Source organism: Pseudomonas syringae group sp. J248-6, assembly GCF_032586995.1.
In the GTDB taxonomy this organism is placed as follows: Bacteria; Pseudomonadota; Gammaproteobacteria; order Pseudomonadales; family Pseudomonadaceae; genus Aquipseudomonas; species Aquipseudomonas amygdali.
The window spans coordinates 147,866-161,825 of record NZ_JAWHOP010000005.1; the positions used below are offsets into that span (position 1 = coordinate 147,866).

At 60.3% G+C, this 13,960-nt stretch carries 14 protein-coding genes; 2 read left to right on the forward strand and 12 right to left on the reverse strand.

All coding sequences use genetic code 11. The features are described from left to right. Window positions 1-12: 12 nt before the first annotated feature. The 11 genes from accB to cpaB form a co-directional block, all read right to left on the reverse strand. Complete coding sequence (gene accB / locus RYC17_RS08925; RefSeq protein ID WP_002555370.1) at window positions 13-468, reverse strand: acetyl-CoA carboxylase biotin carboxyl carrier protein; 456 nt, start codon at window positions 466-468, stop codon at window positions 13-15. 76 nt (window positions 469-544) lie between these two features. Beyond that, a complete protein-coding gene (gene aroQ / locus RYC17_RS08930; RefSeq protein WP_002555369.1) occupies window positions 545-997 on the reverse strand; it encodes a type II 3-dehydroquinate dehydratase in 453 nt (150 codons plus the stop codon). Window positions 998-1,126: 129 nt separating this feature from the next. Beyond that, the gene (locus RYC17_RS08935) at window positions 1,127-2,917 is read right to left on the reverse strand and encodes a protein-disulfide reductase DsbD (protein ID WP_316902769.1); all 1,791 of its coding nucleotides are present in this window, start codon (window positions 2,915-2,917) and stop codon (window positions 1,127-1,129) included. A gap of 111 nt (window positions 2,918-3,028) precedes the next feature. Next, window positions 3,029-3,301 (reverse strand): DUF3613 domain-containing protein, encoded by a 273-nt coding sequence (locus RYC17_RS08940; protein WP_005753139.1) that lies wholly within the window; start codon window positions 3,299-3,301, stop codon window positions 3,029-3,031. Then, window positions 3,298-3,999 (reverse strand): hypothetical protein, encoded by a 702-nt coding sequence (locus RYC17_RS08945; RefSeq protein ID WP_057403566.1) that lies wholly within the window; start codon window positions 3,997-3,999, stop codon window positions 3,298-3,300. The genes RYC17_RS08940 and RYC17_RS08945 overlap by 4 nt, the downstream gene beginning before the upstream one ends. A gap of 36 nt (window positions 4,000-4,035) precedes the next feature. Beyond that, window positions 4,036-4,920, reverse strand: a complete 885-nt coding sequence (locus tag RYC17_RS08950) for a type II secretion system F family protein (protein ID WP_002555365.1) — start codon at window positions 4,918-4,920, stop codon at window positions 4,036-4,038. Next, complete coding sequence (locus RYC17_RS08955; protein WP_002555364.1) at window positions 4,921-5,805, reverse strand: type II secretion system F family protein; 885 nt, start codon at window positions 5,803-5,805, stop codon at window positions 4,921-4,923. It lies immediately after the preceding gene. Between the two features lie 21 nt (window positions 5,806-5,826). After that, complete coding sequence (locus RYC17_RS08960) at window positions 5,827-7,083, reverse strand: CpaF family protein (protein WP_005746717.1); 1,257 nt, start codon at window positions 7,081-7,083, stop codon at window positions 5,827-5,829. Next, window positions 7,083-8,273, reverse strand: coding sequence for a CpaE family protein (locus RYC17_RS08965; RefSeq protein ID WP_002555362.1), 1,191 nt, complete (start codon window positions 8,271-8,273; stop codon window positions 7,083-7,085). The genes RYC17_RS08960 and RYC17_RS08965 overlap by 1 nt, the downstream gene beginning before the upstream one ends. After that, window positions 8,270-9,520, reverse strand: coding sequence for a type II and III secretion system protein family protein (locus tag RYC17_RS08970; RefSeq protein WP_219170294.1), 1,251 nt, complete (start codon window positions 9,518-9,520; stop codon window positions 8,270-8,272). The genes RYC17_RS08965 and RYC17_RS08970 overlap by 4 nt, the downstream gene beginning before the upstream one ends. A 20-nt stretch (window positions 9,521-9,540) precedes the next feature. Then, window positions 9,541-10,500 (reverse strand): Flp pilus assembly protein CpaB, encoded by a 960-nt coding sequence (gene cpaB / locus RYC17_RS08975; RefSeq protein ID WP_219170292.1) that lies wholly within the window; start codon window positions 10,498-10,500, stop codon window positions 9,541-9,543. Between the two features lie 322 nt (window positions 10,501-10,822). On the opposite strand from cpaB, the gene RYC17_RS08980 reads away from it, so the two are divergent. Both RYC17_RS08980 and RYC17_RS08985 read left to right on the forward strand, forming a co-directional pair. Further along, a complete protein-coding gene (locus RYC17_RS08980; protein WP_002555359.1) occupies window positions 10,823-11,011 on the forward strand; it encodes a Flp family type IVb pilin in 189 nt (62 codons plus the stop codon). A gap of 96 nt (window positions 11,012-11,107) precedes the next feature. Continuing rightward, a complete protein-coding gene (locus RYC17_RS08985; RefSeq protein ID WP_002555358.1) occupies window positions 11,108-11,515 on the forward strand; it encodes a response regulator in 408 nt (135 codons plus the stop codon). A gap of 20 nt (window positions 11,516-11,535) precedes the next feature. On the opposite strand, the gene pbpC is transcribed toward RYC17_RS08985, so the two are convergent. Further along, window positions 11,536-13,884, reverse strand: coding sequence for a peptidoglycan glycosyltransferase PbpC (gene pbpC / locus RYC17_RS08990; protein WP_316902771.1), 2,349 nt, complete (start codon window positions 13,882-13,884; stop codon window positions 11,536-11,538). Window positions 13,885-13,960 lie beyond the last annotated feature (76 nt).

Consider the following 13,960-nt stretch of genomic DNA (forward strand, 5'->3'; position numbering starts at 1 on the left):
GCTCTCCCCGGGTCAAACGATTGTGAACAGCGGCTGGTCAAACTCAACCGGCTGACCGTTTTCTACCAGGATGGATTCGATCACGCCGCTGGCTTCTGCCTGGATGTGGTTCATCATTTTCATCGCTTCAACGATGCAGATGGTGTCGCCTTTCTTGACGGTCTGACCCACTTCGACGAATGCAGGCGAAGTAGGTGCCGGGGTGCGGTAGAACGTACCGACCATTGGCGACTTGACCACAAAGCCGTTCAGTTTCGGAGCCGATGGTGCTTCTGCTGCGGCCGGAGCGGCTGCAGGCGCCGGTGCTGCAACAGGCGCAGCAACCGGGGCTGGCGCGTAGTAAGGCTGCGCTGGAGTCTTGCTGTGACGGCTGATCCGTACGGATTCTTCGCCTTCACGAATTTCCAGCTCGTCGATGCCGGATTCTTCCAGCAATTCGATCAGCTTCTTGACTTTGCGAATATCCATTAATCAACTCCCAAGGTTCTGTAAGGGCAATTTGTCGGCCGTTTCAAGCGATGTGGTCAGCGTCAGGCTGGACTCGTCATGGCTTGGCACTGGCGGCCAGTTGTTCCAGGGCGGCTTCCAGGGCCAGGCGGTATCCGCTGGCTCCCAGGCCGCAGATCACTCCTACAGCGACATCTGAAAAGTAGGAGTGATGGCGGAAAGGTTCGCGTTTGTGCACGTTTGATAAATGCACTTCGATGAATGGGATGCTCACTCCCATCAGCGCGTCACGTATTGCAACGCTTGTGTGCGTAAAAGCAGCCGGATTGATCAAAATAAAGTCCACACCCTCACCGCGCGCGGCGTGAATACGGTCGATCAGTTCATACTCGGCATTGCTTTGCAGATACATCAGGTGGTGACCGGCATCGCGCGCGCGTTGCTCCAGGTCCTGATTGATCTGGGGCAGGGTGATGGTGCCGTAGACCCCGGGTTCCCGAGTGCCCAGCAGGTTCAGGTTGGGCCCGTGAAGGACCAGGATAGTCGCCATTGCGTGTTCCTTTTATTGTCTGCGAGCGGTTTACGCCCGGCGACTATGCCGGAAGGGCAATGGACTGTCCAGTTAACAACAGTAGCCAGCACGATGAGCGATATTCGCGCAAAGTTTGTGACTCACCGTTTAGTTTTGGTCATTTGCCCTGTTCAAGCGTTCAATCAGGCCTGCGGCGTTGATTTCGCCGACGACTCGCACATTTTGCAGCTCTTCGCCGTTTTTAGCGAAAAACAGCAGCGCGGGAGGACCGAACAGCTTGTAGCGGTCGAGCAGGGCGCGTTGCTCCGCACTGCTGTCTGTCATGTCGAAGCGAACCAGGCTGTAACCCGATAATCCGGCAACGACCCCAGGATCGGGCAGAACTTCGTGCTCGATGACCTTGCAACTGATGCACCAGTCAGCGTACCAGTCGAGCAATAGCGGTTTGCCTGCGTTTTGCGCTTCCTGCATCACGCGGTCCAGTTCGGCTGAGGTGGTGATGGTTTGCCACTGGTTCGAGCTTGATGTGACTGTTGGGTTGTTTGCCGTGGCGTATTCGCGGCCCAGCGGACGCAGCGGGTCGGTTTGTCCGGACAGCGCGCCATACCAGCTGGCCAGCGCATAAACCAACAGCGCCAGACCGAGCAGTTGAGCGAGCTTTTGCCGAGTGGTCTTTTCAGTGAACTCCAGTGCGCCGAGAAACAGCGCAACACCCGCAGACAGCAGGCCGACCAGCAACAAGGTGACCTGGCCCGGCAAAACGCGGCTCAGCAAACCGATGGCCAGCGCCAGCAGCAGTACACCGATTGCATTTTTCACCGTGACCAGCCAAGGCCCGCTTTTCGGCAGCCATGCAGCACCACCGGTGGCTATCAACAGCAATGGCGCGCCCATGCCCAGGCCCAGCGCAAACAGTTTCAACCCGCCACCAACGGCGTCGCCGCTGGCGCTGATATACAGCAGCGCACCGGCCAGAGGGGCGGAAACACAGGGGGAGACCAGCAGACTGGAAACCACGCCCAGCACGGCTGCGCCCCAGAGTGATCCGCCTTCGGTCTTGCCGGCGATACGGTCCAGACGAGAACTGATCGACTGCGGCAGACGCAGTTCGAAAGCGCCAAACATGGCGATGGCAAAGATCACGAAAAACGCTGAAAACGGCACCAGAACCCAGGCCGATTGCAGGCGTGCCTGCAGATTCAGGCTCGCGCCAAACATACCCATCAACGCGCCGAGCAAGGCAAAACAGGCCGCCATCGGCAGTACGTAAGCCAGTGACAGGCTCAGGCCGCGCAGGCCGCCAACTTTGCCGCGCAGCACCACGCCGGACAGAATCGGCAGCATCGGCAGTACACAGGGGGTGAAGGTCAGACCTACGCCTGCGAGGAAAAACAGCGCCAGTTCTTTCCAGCTCCAGGCGGCTGAGGTGGCTGCTGTAGTGGCGGATGCCGAGACGGCAGGGCTGGCGGCCACATCGCCAATGTTCAAACGCTCGGTTTCAGGCGGGTAGCACAGGCCCTTGTCGGCGCAGCCCTGATAGGTGACAGCGAGCGTGAAAGGGCGTTGTTCACCGGGTTTGCGTGGCAGGTCGATGTCGAGAATGCCGTGATAGACCTCGACATCGCCAAAGTATTCGTCGTGTTTCTGTTCGCCCTTGGGCAGTTGTGCTTCACCCAGGCCGATATCAGCAGGCTCGGTGCGAAACTGGAAACGATGGCGATACAGATAATAGCCATCGGTGGCGACCAGCCTTAGCTTGATCGATTCTGGCGTGGTTTCGATCAGGCTCAACTGAAAAGCCTGCCGCACGGGCAGGAAGTCCTTGCTGTTATCCAGCGAGCCGCCGCCCAGGGTTGACGATGGGCGGCTGTCCAGCAGACCGGCACCGAAGGCGGGCAGGGCCAGGATCAATAACATCAGGCATAACAAACGGCGCATGGCAGTCTCGAATCTCGAAAGTCCGCGCATGATAGCGGAGTGTTTCGCGGCCTGCTGACAGGAGGTTTGTAAGGTGCGGTGTCATTCAGGTAACAGAACCACCCCGCAAGGCTACTTGCTACCCGCTGAAAACTTGCCGCCAGCCTCCTGTTCGTAGTACTCGGGGATTTTGTACTTATAGGTTTCCAGCCATCGTTGCAGGCTCAGGTCACGCTCGGCGGCGGTATTGATTTGTGGCGTCGGCGATGCAGCCTTGCCGCTGGCTTGCAGTTGCAGCCAGGTTTCAGTCTGTTTCTGCGCGTAAGGTGATTGCTCGTCGCTCGCAGCCCAGGCGCTGCTGACGATAAACAGTGTGAAAATGCTGCCGACGAGTGCGCCTTTCATGGTTGTGCTCCTGTTGTACTGGCGGACGCGAGAGGTGTGGCGCGGGTTTTTCCGATTTTTTCGGCTCGCGACTGGGCCTCGGTGATCTGCTCGGGCGTCAGTCCGGCTCGAGAGGCCAGTTCGGCTGCTTGCGTCCATTTGTTCTGGTAGATCAGCAAGGTGGCCAGATTGATTGCCGCCAGCGGATCGGACTGTTTGAGCTCCATGGCGGTGAGGAACTGGAAGCGCGCCTGTTCCAGTTTCAACTGATTGAGATAGACAACGCCCAGGTCGTTGCGGATTTTTTCGTCAGTCGGTTGCAGTTTGCTGGCCATGAGCAGATGTTGCTGAGCCAGCGCATTGTCGCCACGCGCCGCAGCCAGTTGTCCCAGCCCATGCTCACCCTCGGCTGCCCGACAGGTGCCCAGCAGGCTGCGATACAGCGGCTCGGCTTCGTTGCTGCCCAACAGCCGCAATACCCGTGCCTTGCGCAGGCGAACCTCGCCCAGGCTGTCCGGCAGGCTTTCCAGATTGGCGAGGCTGGCATGCAAGCGTCCCTCATCTGCCATGGTCTGAGCCAGATTCAGGGAGAACTCCTGATCCGATGTCAGTTTGGGGCATTGGCCGGACTGAGCCGTGGCTTGTGTCCAGAGCGCGCTGCCATCACTGGTACATCCGTTCAGCAACAGCAGCCCGAGTAGTGCGATCACTGGTTTCATTGCAATGCGTCCTTTCGTGCACGGGTAACACTGGATTCAACTGCCCAGTGCGCGACTTATGGCGATAAATCCAGGGCCCGCCAACACGATCAGCAGGGCTGGAAACAGAAACACCATCATGACCACCGACATCTTTGCCGACAGTTTGGAAATATATTCCTGCAGGCGGGTCAGGCGTCGGTCGTCAATCAGTTGCTTGAGCGTGAGCAGAGACTTCAATGCGCCGCCGCCCTGATGAATCAACTGATTGAGGATCACACATGTGTCACTCAATTCGTCGACGGCCAGCAAGGCCGCGGTTTTTCGCAGTTCTTCGCCCAGTTCCAGGCCGGAGTCGACCCGCACCAGCACCACACGAATTTCCTCGGAGAGCACCGGCAGCAAGTCTTTACCTTCAAGACTCAGCACGCGTAGCGCCTGCTCGACGGCCATGCCGGACTCGAACAGGATGCGCAGCAACGGGATAAACGTAGAAATTTCCACCACCACCTGTTTCTGGCGGCGCTGAGCGACGGCCGCGAGAATTCGTTTGGGCAGCAGATAACCGATTCCCAAGGCAAATACCGGCGCTATGAGCGGCTGCTCGACGCCTTTGAAAAGCAGCAGTTGGGCCACAATGACCACGACCATCAGGCCGACCGGAACGCCGACCTGGCATGCGGCAAACAATGAGCGTTTGCTGGCGCGCCGCCAGCCGATTCGATTGAGCAACATCTGGGTTTCCGAGTCCAGGCTGATGCTGCGCTGGCCAATGCGGGTATCGCCGAGCAACCGCAACAGGCTGCCGATGCGGCTTTCGCGAATCACCTGGCCCCTCAATCGTCTTGCCACCAAGCGTTCGTTACGGCGTTGCCGAGCCATGCCGGACAGCAGCAGAAATGCGGCAGCGGCGAGCATCACGGCAGCGAGTAACAATTCCATCTAAATGCTCCTCAACATGCGCCACAGCACCACGCACCCTGTTGCCTGCAGGACGAAGGCCATGCTCAACATGATCTTCCCGCTGTCATCGTTCCACATATGCAACAGATAGCTGGGGTTCACGGTCAGAAAGTAGCCGGCCATGCCGACCGGCAGCAGCGCCAGCACTAGCGCTGTCATGCGGGTTTCACCGGTCATTGCGCGCAATTGGCGACCGGCCTGTTCCCGGTCACGAATAAGCTTGATCAGGTTTTCCATCAGCTCGCTGGCATTGCCGCCATATCGATGATTGACCCTCAAGCCAAGGGCAAACAGATGAAACTCGTCGCGTTCATACAGCTCGGCGAAATCCCTCGCGGCATCCGGCAGGCTGACGCCCAGTTGCACGTTCCGCTCGATGCGGCTCATGCCGTCCTTGAGTGGCTGATCCGTTGCTTCGATGCCGTGCAGCACCGCGTCGGCGAGGGTTCTGCCTGATTTGAGGCTGCGTACGGTATGGTCGAGCAGTTGCGGCAATTGCTGGATCATGCGGCGCACACGCACCTCATAGCGCCACGACACAAACAGGCGCAGGGTCAGCGGCACCGCCAGCAGCGCGCTGACCGCGCCGATGCCGCCGCCCAGTCCGTAGCCGATCAGAATCAACAAGGCATAGAGCGACAAAGCCAAGCCCATGCGCTCGGTCGGTCGGCCCAACCCTGCACGCAAAAAGGCCCGATCCAGGTAGGTCCATCCAGCCTTTTCAACCACAGGCTGAACCTGTCCGGCGGTCAGACGCTGCCTGACCCGTTCACTGGCGCCCTGATTGAGCGCGAGGTAGAACATGCGAATGGACGCAGTCAGCAGCAGCAAGGAGATCAGGCCGAGTACCAGTGATGCATTCATTGCGCCGCCTCCCTGAGCACGTCAGTAGCCTGGCCGCAGCTTGTCGCCTGCGGCGTGTGCAGCTTCGCGCATGAAGCCGACCCCGGTGCGGCGATCAAGGCGGAACAATGTATTGGTGACATAGATGTCATCGCGTATGCCGACTACCTCCACCACTTCGCTGACACAGCGTCGGCCATCAGGCAGGCGCGCCAGCTGGATAATCACATCCAGCGCCGCGCAGACCATCTGGCGCAGGGTTTTTTCCGGTATCAGTCGCCCGGTCAGGCCAACCAGCGTTTCCAGGCGCAGCAGAGCATCCTGAGCATTGTTGGCGTGAACGGTACTCATGGAACCGTCGTGGCCGGTGTTCATCGCCGTCAATACATCGAGCACTTCGACACCACGGATCTCGCCGAGGATGATGCGGTCCGGGCGCATCCGCAGCGAGTTGCGAATCAGGTCGCTGGCGCGCACCTCGCCATGCCCCTCGGCATTGGGCGGGCGGGTTTCCAGACGCACCACGTGCGGGTGGCTGAGCTGCAGCTCGGCAACGTCCTCGATAGTGACCAGGCGCTGGTTGCTGTCGATCAGTTGGCTCAGCACGTTGAGCATGGTGGTCTTGCCTGTGCCGGTACCGCCGCTGACGAGGATGTTGCAGCGTTTGCCGACCGCTTCCTGAAAAAACTCGAAAATGGACTGATCGATGGTTTGCATGGCCACCAGATCTGCGCTCTTGAGCATGTCCTTGCGAAATTTCCGGATCGACAGGCAAGGGCCATCCAGCGCAATCGGCGGGATGATGGCATTGACCCGGCTGCCGTCGGGCAGACGCGCATCGACCATAGGCGAAGATTCATCCAGGCGCCGCCCGAGTGGCGCGAGGATGCGCTGCATCACGCGCTCGACGTGGTGCGAGTCGATAAAGCGCAGGTCGGTGTGGTGCAGCACGCCATCACGTTCGACAAATACCTTGCCCGGCCCGTTGACCAGAATTTCCGTGACCGACGTGTCGCGCAGCAACACTTCAAGCGGGCCGAAACCGGTCAGCTCATCGACCAGCTCTTCGGCCAGTCGCTCCATTTCGTAGCGCGAAATAGCCAGCCGCAATCGCGCGACGTATTCGGCCACCTTGTCGATGACAAATTGCGCCAGCGCCGGTCGTGAGCCTTCGAGCAGGTTTTTGCCGCTTTCTTCGATGCCGTCGATGATGTAACGGTGCAGCACCAGTTTCAGGCCTTGGCCGTCATCGGCCTGCCCGCTGCCACGCGACGAGATACCAAACAGTTTTTCCGCCATTACCTGTTCCCCCACAGTCGAGCGAGCCAGCCCTGATCGGGTTTGTCGTGAGCCTCGGCATTGCGTGCCAGATGCTCGCCAAGCCGACGCAGCCCGGAACACAACGCGTCGCGTGAGGCCAGCTCGAACAGCGTCACTCCCTGGTTTTTGGCGTTGAGGCGCAGCTCTGGTGCCAGTGGCAATACGGCCTGCACCGGCAGGCCGAAGGTCTTGGCCACGGTTTCCGAATTGGGTGCGACCGAGCGCTGATAGCGATCAATCAGCAGGCTGGCGTGTTGCATTCTCATGCCTTTCTCACGCCAGTTATTAAGCACCGTCAGGTTGCGTCGACAGCCCAGTACGCTCTGGTCGGCGTACCACAGCAACTGATCGCAATGGCTGACCAGCGAGCGCAGTGCCTCGCTGTCCGGCTGGCCCACGAGGTTCACGACCACATGCTGAAAATGCTGGCGCAGGGCGCTGAGCAGCATATAAAGCTCCGCTGCGCTGGACTGCTCCAGATGATCGTCGGCTTCGCTGTACGCCAGAATGCGCAGACCACTTTCACTGGTGGTGAACGCACTGTCGATCAGCGTTGCATCGAGCCTGCGCAAGTGGCGCAGGGCATCGCCAAAGCTGAATGTGGATTCAAGGCCGAGCATCAGCAGGCTGTCGCCGCGCGGCAGGCCGAGGTCCAGCAGCAGCGTGCGTTGCCCGGTCTTGTGCACCACCATCGCCAAGTGCGTCGCGATCAAGGCTCCGTCGTCATCGCCTTGCGCGCCATACAGCACTGACAGGCCGCTCATGTTCGGGTTGGGTGTCACGGCAGGCAGGCGCTTGCTCAAGCGTCTGACCAGGCCGGCGACCTCACTGGAGCGAGAGCCATAGGCGACGAAATCCCGCGCCCCGGCACGCATGGCATTGAGCACCAGCTGGTTATCCATACCATCGCCGAGCGCAACGATGGCCAGCATCGGTTTGGCCTCCAGCGCACTCTCGATCAGGGCGCTCTGGGTCATCAGATGCTCACGGTCCAGCCCGACGAACACCACGCTGGCAAAGGTCACGTCCACCAGCGCGAGCAGATCGTCGAGGCTGCCGGTGCCTGCGCTGACCACCTGGCCCAGTGAGCCCAAGGCACTTTGCAGCCATTCCAGATCAGTGTTGTTGCGGGTGATTGCCAGGAAGGTCTGGCTCAGGCTCTGGCTCATTTGGATAACCCGTCGCGGCGGTCGAAGTCGCCGTTTTCCAGAAAATACAGGCGCGGAAAGCTTGGGTCGTAGGTGCGCAGCCCCTCACCCGGCAGCGAGGGCAATTGCGCGTTGGCGGCCAGCGGTTGAACCAGGTGCGGGGTGACGATCATCAGCAGTTCGCGTTCATCGCGCTGGATTTGCGAGTTGCGGAAAAACGCGCCGAGAATGGGGATGTCACCCAGACCGGGAAATTTGCCTACCGAGCCGACGTTGCTGGAGCTGATCAGCCCACTGACCACAAAGCTTTCTCCGTCGGCAAGCGCAATGCTGGTGTCGGTACGCCGTATGTTAAGCGCCGGCACGTTTGTGCCGGCGATGGTGATACCGGCAGAGAAATCCAGTTCGCTGACTTCGGGGGCAACTTTTAGCAGGATTCGGTCACGGCCCACTACTGTCGGCGTCAGGGTCAGGCGTACGCCAAACTCCTTGTACTCGATGGAAATACCATTGCCCTCGCCATTGGGCACAGGCACCGGGAACTCGCCCCCTGCCAGAAAGCTTGCACTTTGCCCATTGAGCGCAACAAGGCTGGGGCGGGCCAGGGTGTAGGCGTAGCCGCTGTTTTCCATGGCGTTGAGCATGCCCAGCACTTTGCTGCTGCCGCCGCCCCAGACAATATTGAAATTGCTGTTGTTCAGCGGAATGCTCGGCCTTGTGCCACTCACTGTACCGGGGGTGACGTTTACGCCGGGAACCGTGCCAGGCGCGCCGAACAGAAAGTTGTTCGAGCCCTTGCCGAATATCGAGGTACTGGCCTCCTTGAGTTTGGTGCGGCTGACTTCGATAAAGCGGATGTCGGTCTGCACCTGGCTGGGTAACTCGGCATCAGCAGATGGCGCAGGGACGGTCTCTACCATCGACGCCGTGGCCCGGCCGCGTACGAATACCATGCTCTGGCGCGGGGCGGTGGCGCAGGCGGTCCAGACCATCAGGCTGGTCGTGCCCTGCGCAACGCCCGTCAACAGAAAACCATCCGTACCGTTGACATGCACATCGGCAATTTTCGGGTCGCCGACGGCAATGCGGGTGATGGCCACAGGTGAGCGCACTTCCTGCTGAATGCCTTGATCGATTTCCACCGCCGCTGGCATTGCAGCAAGTCCTGCACAACTGCCGGAAGCGGCCCAGGCTGATTGTGCAGACAGCGCCGCCAAGGCTAACGCCAGCAGCCGGGGTTTTGTTACTGGCACGGAACAACAGCTCATCAAATGCAATCCTTGCTCAATCAGGGAGTTTGTTGCGTGATCTGGTTACCGCGTATGACCTCGACTGCGCGAGGCGTGCGAGTGGCTGCGCCCTGTGTCGGCGAGTTGGCCGGGCCCAGGCTCAATTGTCTGAAGCTGACCAGTTGGCGGTTGGCAGAGTCCAGTCGTTCGGCGGCATCACGGCTACCGGCTTCGCTCGCCCAGTAATTCTGAAGGTTGCCCTCGTCGGCGCTGCGCACGGCCAGACGCAGGACACCGGTTTGCGACGCCAGCATCAGCCGTGCCAGCAAGGCTTCCGGTACCGCGACGGTGACGGTTCGCGCGTTGATCCGCAGCTGTTCCTGTTTAAGGCGTTCGTCAGCGTTGATGTCCTGCACCGGCTTGCCGTTGCGATCCGGGCCGAGCAGCCCGCCAACCCCGAGAACTCGCAGGGCGGGTACGACCACCTGGCTGGAGCGATTCAGGTTGCTGGTGTCCTCGGGCAGATAAAGCAGCACATCCACATAGTCGCCTGGGCTGAGCTGCCCGGATGCGCCAATCACCTCGTCAACCTGCAACGCCAGCGCTCGTTCATGAGGGCGAATCATCCGCGCCAGTGTGCCGCCTGCTTCAAAACTGTTCTCGCTAAGCCAGGTTCCGGCCGTCAGTGTTCGCCAAGTGCTGCGGCCCACCAGTTTGTCGATGTGCTCGAAACTTCCAGGCGGAGCGACCTTGAGGCGCTCTACGGTCAGGTCTTCAGCCGTGATGGGGGTATAGGCCGGTACGTCCCGGGCCAAAACCACGACGTTGTGGCGCAGCGCATCCTCGACGGGCGGAGTCGGGGGCGTTTGGGGCGATATTTCGGTGGCGTCAGGCACCGTGGGCGGAGTGACAACTGCAGGTGCTTCGGCCGGTTTGCTGACGGCGATTCCCAGATAACCGGCAATCAACGCCCCCAGCAAAAACAAGACAGCAAGCACCATGGTAATGCGACTGCTCATGGCAACGTTCCCTTTGTCATTGCAGGACAACTTCAAACCGGTGCGACAACTTCGCAATGTGGCGCGGCGGACGACGTTCCCGTCCGTTATGTGACGTTAGCTCAAGACACTCAGAATGCCATTGTGCTTTGGTATAAAAATGCTGTTGCGTGAACAACATAGCGTTTGACCACGCCAGACGCAGGGGATGGCCAGTCTTATAACTTTCCGGTTAATGCTTTATTGAGATTGTGGGTTTACGTATTGGAGACAATGCTGTGCAGGCAGACGGTTTCGCATGTGATACGCATGTTCGCGCCTAGAAGGCACAAGGAGAAATGAGATGTCCCTTACACGGCTATACGTAGGTACCTATATCCGGGTTAAATCCTTTATCAAAGACCGTGAAGCTGCTTCGGGTATAGAGTACGCCTTGATCGCAGCGATGGTTGCAGTGGCTATCGTCGCTTTTGTTCCCACGATAAGCGGCAGGATCACTGCAATGTTTACAACTATTCAGAATGCGTTGTGAGTTGAGCACAGATGGAGATATGTCAGTAGATAGCCTTTTTCAACAGGAGTAATCTGGATATCCTGATCGCATTTATTCACGTTTAAAGGTGTCAAAATGGCTGTCCATCCTACCCGCCAACAGTTGCTGTTGGTTGATGACGAAGAGGACGCGAACGAGGAGCTTGCAGAACTGCTCGAAGGCGAGGGGTTCTGCTGTTTCACGGCGTCGTCCGTGAAAATGGCCCTGCACCAGCTGACAGCCCATCCGGATATCGCGCTGGTGATTACCGATCTGCGGATGCCGGAGGAAAGCGGTATCCAGCTGATCCGACACCTGCGCGAGCACACGTCGCGTCAGCACCTGCCTGTCATCGTGACCTCTGGGCACGCCGACATGGACGACGTCAGCGACCTGTTGCGCCTGCATGTGCTGGACCTGTTCCGCAAACCCATCTACCACGTTCGTCTGCTGGAAACGCTCAACAACCTGTTCCCCGAGCCGAAAATCTTTCAGGTTCAGTGACCACAGCGTTTTCGTAACCTTCACTCCACCACGCTGAATTCAACCCTCGCGGTCTGGCCGCTTTCGTCCAGTACGCTTAATTGATAACGGCCCGGCTTGCTCAGGGTCGGGGTGAAGTCTTGCCGGGTGTCGGTGTCCGCCAGTGGCGCGCCGTCAATGAACCACCAGTGATGTCCGCTGCCGCCCAGGGCCGAGAGTCTGAGGCGCAGCGCCTGACGGCTGCTCGCTGGCAGGCGCAGGTTATCGCCTTCGCGCACGCCGACGATGCTAAGCGGCGGTGCCAGGTTGAGGTTTTGTGGCGGGCAGTCAGGGTCGGCGGGTGGCAGGCGGGCTTCGCGTCGTTCAGCCCTGGGCAGCCAGGGTTCCAGAGGGGCAGGCCAAAGCGCGATGTCCTGCGCTTGAGCGTCCGGGCAACCGGCCGCCACGCTTAACCCCTTGGCGTTGATCCAGACACGTTCCTGCAAGCCCAGGCCGAGCGGCTGATCGGCCGCCTGCAAGGTTGGCGGCGTGGTGCCGTCCAGTGTCCAGGCGAAACGCTGGCGACGGCAGTTCGGGTCGCTTTTGCTCATCGGTTGACCCAGCGGCCAGCAGATCGCTGCCACGCCGACATTCAGCGGCACCGGTTGCACCGGCGCAGCGATCCCGCGCTGGCTGTCGCGATTGACCAGCACATCATGAACCTGAAGCATCAGTGGCGCTGCCGACGCCAGCCCGAACTGCCCCGGCACCGGTGTGCCGTCCGGGCGACCGATCCATACACCGACCAGAAAACGCGGCCCCACACCAATCGCCCAGGCATCGCGGAAGCCATAGCTGGTGCCGGTCTTCCAGGCCAGTTGCGGGCGCTGTACCAGCTCGGCGCGCGGGTCTATGTCCGGACGCGACTGGCCGCTGAGGATGCGCCGGATGATCCATGCGGCCCCTGGCGACATCATCCGCCGTTCGCGCAATCGGTCCTGCGGTTGCAATCGAACATCGGCGCTTCGCCCGCCACGAGCGAAGGCGCTGTATCCCGTCACCAAATCCTCCAGCCGACTGCCCGCACCTCCCAGAATCAGCGCCAGATTCGGCTCGGCCAGCGGCGGCAGGGTCAGCGGTACGCCTCCATTGCGCAGTTCGGCGGCGAAGCGCTTCGGTCCATATACCTCCAGTAACTGTACGGCAGGCAGGTTGAGCGACATCGACAGCGCCGAACTGGCGGCGACCGGCCCGCCGAAACCGGTCGAAAAGTTGCCCGGCCGGTAGTCGCCATAGCGCCGCGGGACGTCCTGCATCAGTGATTCGGAGTGGATCAGCCCGGCATCCATCGCCATGCCGTAGAGGAATGGCTTGAGGGTGGAGCCGGGCGAACGCAGCGCTGTCACCATGTCCACATGCCCGAAACGTTTGGCGTCGTTGATGTCCACAGAACCCACATAAGCGCGCACGGCCATGTTTTCTGCCTCGACTACCAGAATCGCTGCCGAGGTCCGTTCCGGAAGGCGCGCGCGCCAGCCCATCAGCAGGTCTTCCATGCGCCGTTGCAGTGAGGCATCCAGCGTGGTGCGGATAAGCGGCGGGCTGTTGGGGCGATTAAGGCGTCGGGCCAGCAGCGGCGCAAGGCTGGGTTCCTGTCGCGGTGCCAGCCATAACGGCTCTTCCAGAGCCTCGTCCACACTGGTTTGCGGCCATACCTGAAACTCGGCGAGACGCCTCAGAACTTTGTCGCGGGCAGCTTGCGCCCGTTGTGGATGACGGTCCGGACGCAGACGGCTGGGTGCCTGTGGCAGCACCGCGAGCAATGCAGCCTCTGCGCGAGTCAGATTGTGTGGGGATTTGCCCAGATACGCCCAGCTGGCGGCCGCCACCCCTTGCAAGGTGCCGCCGAATGGTGCGCGATTGAGGTACAGGCTGAGGATTTCATCCTTGGACAGGTGCCACTCAAGCTGCAAGGTGCGCCACAACTGGCGAAACTTTCCGGATAACGTACGCGAGTGCGGGTCGAGTAGCCGCGCCACCTGCATTGACAGCGTACTGCCACCGGATACCACGCGCGCGCCACTGAGGTTTTGCCAGGTGGCGCGCACCAGCGCCAGCGGGTTTACGCCAGGATGGCTGTAGAACCAGCGGTCTTCGTAGGTCAGCAGTGCTTCAAGGTAATAAGGCGAAACCTGCTCGTTGCTGACCGGATAGCGCCACACGCCATTGGCATCGGCAAAGCGCCACAGCGGTGTGCCGTCCTCGGCCAGCACGACGCGGGCCAGATCGTCTTTGGGCAGTGGCAACGGCCACAGGCGATCCGCCAGCCAAAGCAGGGCGATCAGCAGCATGATCGCGCCTGCCAGCCACTTGAGTTTTTGCCGCAGACGCAGAAGAAATTCAGGTTTCAACGCAAAGAGCCTTTATGATCCACGGAACCTGACACGCCTTGCGACGGCCAAAGCGGACAGATCATTTTCTTCACGA

Coding starts and splice junctions, on each gene's coding strand:
- RYC17_RS08950 (WP_002555365.1), bottom strand. CDS start 4,920: ATGGAATTGTTACTCGCTGCCGTGATGCTCGCCGCTGCCGCATTTCTG.
- RYC17_RS08970 (WP_219170294.1), bottom strand. CDS start 9,520: ATGAGCTGTTGTTCCGTGCCAGTAACAAAACCCCGGCTGCTGGCGTTA.
- RYC17_RS08985 (WP_002555358.1), top strand. CDS start 11,108: ATGGCTGTCCATCCTACCCGCCAACAGTTGCTGTTGGTTGATGACGAA.
- RYC17_RS08965 (WP_002555362.1), bottom strand. CDS start 8,273: ATGAGCCAGAGCCTGAGCCAGACCTTCCTGGCAATCACCCGCAACAAC.
- RYC17_RS08935 (WP_316902769.1), bottom strand. CDS start 2,917: ATGCGCCGTTTGTTATGCCTGATGTTATTGATCCTGGCCCTGCCCGCC.
- cpaB (WP_219170292.1), bottom strand. CDS start 10,500: ATGAGCAGTCGCATTACCATGGTGCTTGCTGTCTTGTTTTTGCTGGGG.
- accB (WP_002555370.1), bottom strand. CDS start 468: ATGGATATTCGCAAAGTCAAGAAGCTGATCGAATTGCTGGAAGAATCC.
- aroQ (WP_002555369.1), bottom strand. CDS start 997: ATGGCGACTATCCTGGTCCTTCACGGGCCCAACCTGAACCTGCTGGGC.
- RYC17_RS08945 (WP_057403566.1), bottom strand. CDS start 3,999: ATGAAACCAGTGATCGCACTACTCGGGCTGCTGTTGCTGAACGGATGT.
- RYC17_RS08940 (WP_005753139.1), bottom strand. CDS start 3,301: ATGAAAGGCGCACTCGTCGGCAGCATTTTCACACTGTTTATCGTCAGC.
- RYC17_RS08980 (WP_002555359.1), top strand. CDS start 10,823: ATGTCCCTTACACGGCTATACGTAGGTACCTATATCCGGGTTAAATCC.
- RYC17_RS08955 (WP_002555364.1), bottom strand. CDS start 5,805: ATGAATGCATCACTGGTACTCGGCCTGATCTCCTTGCTGCTGCTGACT.
- RYC17_RS08960 (WP_005746717.1), bottom strand. CDS start 7,083: ATGGCGGAAAAACTGTTTGGTATCTCGTCGCGTGGCAGCGGGCAGGCC.